The sequence below is a fragment of the Azoarcus taiwanensis genome (assembly GCF_012910885.1).
GTDB classification, from domain to species: domain Bacteria; phylum Pseudomonadota; class Gammaproteobacteria; order Burkholderiales; family Rhodocyclaceae; genus Azoarcus_F; species Azoarcus_F taiwanensis.
In genome coordinates this window covers 1-5,694 of the sequence record NZ_WTVM01000191.1, presented here as the reverse complement: position 1 = coordinate 5,694, position 5,694 = coordinate 1, and the positions used below count along the sequence as shown (strand labels likewise).

The 5,694-nt window shown below is 65.0% G+C and carries 5 protein-coding genes, 1 pseudogene and 2 riboswitches; of the genes and pseudogenes, 4 read left to right on the top strand and 2 right to left on the bottom strand.

All coding sequences use genetic code 11. The features are described 5' to 3' along the window. Nucleotides 1-363 (bottom strand): protein-L-isoaspartate O-methyltransferase family protein (locus GPA21_RS18960; RefSeq protein ID WP_281355970.1); only part of this gene is annotated, 363 nt, incomplete at its 3' end. 151 nt (nucleotides 364-514) lie between these two features. On the opposite strand from GPA21_RS18960, the gene GPA21_RS18955 reads away from it, so the two are divergent. Next, a complete protein-coding gene (locus tag GPA21_RS18955; protein WP_168989646.1) occupies nucleotides 515-1,738 on the top strand; it encodes an MFS transporter in 1,224 nt (407 codons plus the stop codon). 4 nt (nucleotides 1,739-1,742) lie between these two features. Here the strand turns inward: GPA21_RS18955 and GPA21_RS18950 are convergent, their stop codons facing one another. Beyond that, nucleotides 1,743-3,095, bottom strand: coding sequence for a carbonic anhydrase (locus GPA21_RS18950; RefSeq protein ID WP_168989645.1), 1,353 nt, complete (start codon nucleotides 3,093-3,095; stop codon nucleotides 1,743-1,745). 118 nt (nucleotides 3,096-3,213) lie between these two features. Continuing rightward, nucleotides 3,214-3,387: riboswitch (yybP-ykoY riboswitch) on the top strand. 7 nt (nucleotides 3,388-3,394) lie between these two features. On the opposite strand from GPA21_RS18950, the gene GPA21_RS18945 reads away from it, so the two are divergent. The 3 genes and pseudogenes from GPA21_RS18945 to GPA21_RS18935 form a co-directional block, all read left to right on the top strand. After that, nucleotides 3,395-3,970: a TMEM165/GDT1 family protein gene (locus GPA21_RS18945; RefSeq protein ID WP_168989647.1), complete on the top strand. Its 576-nt coding sequence runs from the start codon at nucleotides 3,395-3,397 to the stop codon at nucleotides 3,968-3,970. 48 nt (nucleotides 3,971-4,018) lie between these two features. Next, nucleotides 4,019-4,119: riboswitch (TPP riboswitch) on the top strand. A gap of 77 nt (nucleotides 4,120-4,196) precedes the next feature. Continuing rightward, nucleotides 4,197-5,045 (top strand): bifunctional hydroxymethylpyrimidine kinase/phosphomethylpyrimidine kinase, encoded by an 849-nt coding sequence (gene thiD, locus GPA21_RS18940; RefSeq protein ID WP_168989644.1) that lies wholly within the window; start codon nucleotides 4,197-4,199, stop codon nucleotides 5,043-5,045. A gap of 142 nt (nucleotides 5,046-5,187) precedes the next feature. Further along, nucleotides 5,188-5,694 (top strand): annotated as a pseudogene (locus GPA21_RS18935) (phosphomethylpyrimidine synthase ThiC); the annotation flags it as partial.

Here is a 5,694-nt window from a genome sequence, read left to right as displayed (position 1 = left end):
GCGTTCGAGGTTTTCGCTCGCGAGCTTGGCCAGCCCGGGCTCGATCTCGAGACTGCGCACCCAGTCGGCACGCGCTGCAAGCAAGGCCGCGAAGTAGCCGGACCCGGCACCGATCTCGAGCACCGAGTCGGAACGACCCACTCGCAAGGCCTGCAGGATCTTGGCCTCGATCACCGGCTTGAGCATCACCTGACCGCAGCCGATGGGAATTTCGACGTCGGCAAAGGCGAGGTTGCGATAAGCCGCCGGCACGAACTCCTCACGGCGCACCGTCATCAGCAAATCCAGCACGTCCTGGTCGAGGACCTCCCAGGTGCGAATTTGCTGCTCGACCATATTGAAGCGGGCTTGTTCGAAGTTCATCGTGGGGTTTCCTGAGGAAATATTAGCACATACTGATTTAATATGCGGTCGGATCGCCGGTCGCCAAACGCGTATTCTATCGCAGTGCGACAACAAGCGGCTTTCCAAGCCGACTCTCGACCATGCCCTGCCTCGCTGCCAACCCGGCCACATGACCAACGGAGAATCTCACCGTGCTCCGGCATCGCCCACCCTTGAGCCGAGCCCGGTTTCGCTGATCCGGCCGGTCGCACTTCTGGGCACAACCCAGATCATCGCCTGGGGCAGCCTGTTCTACGCCATCGCGGTGCTGGCCCAGCCGATGGCAGCCACACTGGGCATCAGCATGACCGGTGTATTCGGCGCCTTTTCCGCGAGTCTGGCGATCTCGGGGCTGACCGCACCGGCCATTGGCCGCGCCCTCGACCGGTATGGTGGTTACCGGGTCATGGCCGCTGGCTCGGTCATCAGCGCGGTTGCGTTGAGCTTGATCTCCAGCGCCCAAGGGCCGCTCCAGTTTTTTGTCGGCTGGGGACTTGCCGGCGTCGCGATGGCGGCGAATCTTTACGACGCGGCCTTTCCGGCGCTGAGCCAGTTCGCCGGTCGTCACTATCGCCCCGCACTGACCGCGCTGACGTTGCTCGGCGGATTCGCGAGCACCGTGTTCTGGCCGCTGGCCTGGTGGTTACACGAAACCTTCGACTGGCGTGCCGCGGTGGCGGTGTTCGCAGCGCTGCACCTGCTTGTCTGCCTGCCGGCGCATTACTTCGGCCTGCCACGACCAACCACCCCTGCGCCGAGTGGCGACACGCCGGAGGTCGCACCGTCTCCGCCGGCCGCCGGCAGCCGATTCCTGTGGCTGGCCACCGCATTCACCGTGTCGGCTTTCGTCATCTCCGGTACAGCCGCCCATGCGGTGGGTGCGCTCAAGGCCTCCGGCCTCTCGCCAGCCGCCGCAATTGTCGCGGTATCGCTGATCGGGCCGATGCAGGTGGTCGGACGCATCATCGAGTTCGTTTTCGCGCGCGGCCTGAGCGCCGCCAAAGTGGGCCTGGCCGCGTTCGGCATCATGGCGGTGGCAATGTGTCTGCTTTTGCTGATCGGCGTGTCACCGACCCTGGCCTTCGCCTTTGCCTGCGCCTACGGCTTATCCAATGGTGTGATGAGCATCGTGCGCGGCACGGTACCGGCAGAACTGTTCGGCCGGCACGCCTATGGCACGCTGATGGGTCGTCTGGCCGGTCCGGCGTTCTTTGCCAAAGCGGCAGCACCGGTCGCTCTCGCTGCCTTGGTCGCCAACGGCGACCACTACACCTGGCTCGCGGCCCTGCTCACCCTTCTGTCGCTATTCGCGCTGATCGCCTTCGTCGCTGCGATCCATAGCCGGGCGCAATAAACCGTCAGCGCGACTCCAGAACCAGCCGGTCGTTAAGCGCTTGCACCGGGCGGGCGTTGTCCGGGTGCAGGCGGCGCAATACCGCGATCTGTTCGTCGGACGCCACCACTGGCGTCTTCATCGCCACCCACGTTACGCCTTCGGTACAGGGCGGGGTGCTCAGTGACCCGAGAAACAGAAAATAGGCTGGATCTTCGGGCACCAGCGCGCCGGGCTCGATGGTCGTCTGTGGCATGTGCCAGGCGCCGCGGTCGATCGGCATGGCATTGAGTATCTGCTGCAGCACCGGATGCGGCACCCCTCCACCCTGGAAGGACACCGCGACGACCGCCTGCATGCCCGCCTGGTCGTGATGGTGAAAATGCACTGCCAGCGGCGAAATCCATCCGTTGACCGTGATCTCCGATGGGGTGTGAAAGCTCATATGCGTGAGGACGAAGCGCTGCCCGCGAATCGTCACCGTCAGCCCCTCCCCGACATGCACCTCCAGGGCACGCCCGGTGTCGCTGACGCGGAACCGGCTTTCGCGATAGTCGAAACCAACCGGCTCCAGATCCAGCCGGATACCTTCACGCAGATCGATCGGGGCCTGGCGCGTCCCGCTCTCGCACAGCGCCCACTCGGGATGCATCTTCCCCCAGTTGGCCGGTCCGCTCTCGCCCGAATAGCTCCAGCGGCGTTGGTCCGCAGTAACGGTCGGCGCACCGGGCCGTGTCGAAGGCCGGGTCGCCGCCACCGGAGCCTCGGCAGCAGGCGTCGCCACAGGCGTACTGCGGGCCACGGAGGGTGGTGCCGCTTGCGCCGCCACCGGCACCGACACCGCATCGACGACCGGCACCCGATCGGCTGGCTGCTCGACCGGCACCCGGCGGGCGGGCGCATCCCGGGCCACCGTTTCACCACCCATCTCGGTAATGATGCGTGTCGCCTCCTCGGCAATACGCTCGAGCTCAGCCATGCCGCGCGGCTGGCAGACTTCGCGCCAGAGTCGCTCGTCGACGCTGTTGGCTGCCACCGTGACCGCCCTCGGGGTGCTTATCGACTCTTCACGGACGATGATGTTGCGCGCATCCAGGTAACGGCGTCGCAGCGTGGTGATGCTGCGGTTGACACAGTCGTAGCGGTTCAGCGCCTGAACCATGACATGTCCGGCGATCGCCGCCTCGGACGGCGACAGCACGACCCGCGCCCACGCGACCCGGGTGCCACGATCCGAACGCATGATGCTGCCCCGGTCGATCTGGACCTCACGCTCGCGGTCCTGCATCACGGTTTCCCACCCCTCCTGAGGGTATACCGCACCTGACACCCCAAGAACCACCGCCCACAGGGAAAGACCCATCCGTCCGACACGCATGTCGAATCGCTCCCGATAATCTCGCATTGCTTGTTTAACGGCAGCGGCACGCCATATCTTTACCACATCCAGCAGTTTTCGAGGTCTGGTTGCGGTTTGTTCCACGGGTCGGTATAGTCCGCGGCGTCATTGGGGAGTAGCCGCCCGGTCACCACCGGGGGACATGTCAACACACTTTTCCGGTTCCGGAAATGGCATGTCCAGTGTTCGCACCTGGCAAGACCATTGACCGCCGACACACCGAGCGCGGGCCGGGTGTGGTGGCGGTCTTCGGTCATCCATCGGCCCCTGAGTGTGACATGCCCACTTATCTCGAAGCCTTCCTGATCTCGACCGGCGTGGTCGCCCTCGCCGAAGTCGGCGACAAGACCCAACTCCTCGCCTTCATGCTCGCTGCGCGTTTCCGGCGAGCAACGCCCATCGTGCTCGGCATCCTGGTCGCGACGATTGCCAATCATGCCTTCGCTGCGGCACTCGGCACCTGGCTGACGCAATGGCTGGGTCCGGACACGATGCGCTGGATCCTCGGCTTGTCCTTTCTGGCGATGGCGGTGTGGGTGCTGATCCCGGACAAGCTCGACGACGGCGAGCTCGCCGCCCCGCGCTTCGGCGTGTTCGGGACCACAGTGATCGCCTTCTTTTTCGCTGAGATGGGCGACAAGACACAGATCGCGACGGTGGCACTCGCCGCGCAGTACGAGGCCTTCGTCGCGGTCGTCATCGGCACCACACTGGGCATGATGATCGCCAACGTTCCGGCAGTGATGGCAGGCGAGCGCATCGCGCACCGTATTCCGGTCAAACTGGTGCACGGTATCGCTGCCGCATTGTTCGCAGCGCTGGGCATCGCGGCGCTGGCTGGCTGGGGCAGCTGACACTCCCGCCCCGCCACTTGTCGGGGGCCACTCACGGGAGTAGGCTTCGGGTTTCGTTGGGGGTGCCCGCACAGTCGCGTGCGGGCTGAGAAATACCCTTGGAACCTGATCCGGCTCGCACCGGCGTAGGGAAACGCAATGTCTTCGGCCCAGCGGCAACAGCGCCGCATCCGTCGCCCTTTCGTCCTCCCGGCTCGTGCCGACGCGATCCTGCGGAGTGGCGCAAATGACGACATCCATACCCAATGTCCTGAGCATCGCCGGCGTCGACCCGTCCGGCGGCGCCGGAATTCTGGCTGACCTGAAGTCCTTCTCGGCGCTTGGTGCCTATGGCTGTGGGGTGGTCGCCGCACTCACCGCACAGAACACCCGGGCGGTCACCGGTGTTCATACACCGCCTGTCGAGTTCCTGCAGCAGCAGATCGACACCTTGTTTGCCGACGTGCGCATCGACGCGGTCAAGATCGGCATGCTCGGCACCGCCGAGATCGTGGGTACCGTGGCCGATCGTCTTGCCCACTTCCAGGCGTCGCGGGTAGTGTGCGACCCGGTCATGGTCGCAAAGAGTGGCGACCATCTGCTTGCCAAATCCGCGGTCGCCATGCTGCGCGAGGCCCTGCTGCCGGTGAGCTTCATGATCACACCCAACCTCCCCGAGGCCGGCGTGCTGCTGGAAACCCGCGCCCCCGAAACCGTGCGCGAAATGTACAAGATGGCCGAGCGCCTTCGCGAGCTGCTGCCGACCTCGAGCGAGCGCTGGGTGCTGCTCAAGGGCGGTCACCTGCCAGGCAACGAACTGGTGGACCTGCTGTTCGACGGCGACCGCATGGTCGAACTGGCCGCCCACCGCATCGACACCAGAAACACCCACGGCACCGGCTGTACGCTGTCGTCGGCCATCGCTGCCCTGCTGCCGCAGCGCAGTGGCCTGAATCCGGTCGAAGCGGCGGTGCGCGACGCCCGCGACTACCTCCTGCGCGCCATCGCCGCCTCCGGCATGCTGCAGGTCGGCAGCGGCCACGGCCCAGTCCATCATTTCCATGCGCTATGGGCCCGACCCTCGGCCGGGAATTGACACGCATTTGTCTGCAATGAACAGGGAGACAACCATCGTTGCGCCCTCCCCTTGAAGGGGGAGAAACGATGTGCAAACCCAGCTCAGGTTTTTCCACCGCATAGCTGAAATCCACCCCAGCCCACTCCACAGGACGACACCCATGAACGCCAACGAAAAATTCATCGCCGCCAACGCCCAGGTCGACGAAGCCGCCATTGCCCCGCTACCGAACTCCCACAAGATCTACGTACAGGGTTCGCGCCCGGACATCCGGGTGCCGATGCGCGAAATCACGCAAAGCGACACTCCCGCCTCCTTCGGCGCCGAGCCCAACCCGCCGGTGTTCGTGTATGACTGTTCGGGGCCCTATACCGACCCGGCAGCGAAGATCGACATCCGCAGCGGCCTGCCGGCACTGCGCCAGGCGTGGATAGACGAACGCGGCGACACTGAACTGCTCGATGGCCTCAGCTCCGAATTCGGTCGAGCACGTGCCGCTGACGAAAAGCTGGACGAACTGCGCTTTCCCGGTCTGCACCGCAAGCCGCGCCGCGCCAAGGAAGGTGCAAACGTCACGCAAATGCATTATGCCCGCCGCGGCATCGTCACCCCCGAGATGGAGTACATCGCCATCCGCGAAAACCTGCGTCGCGCCGAGTACGTCGAA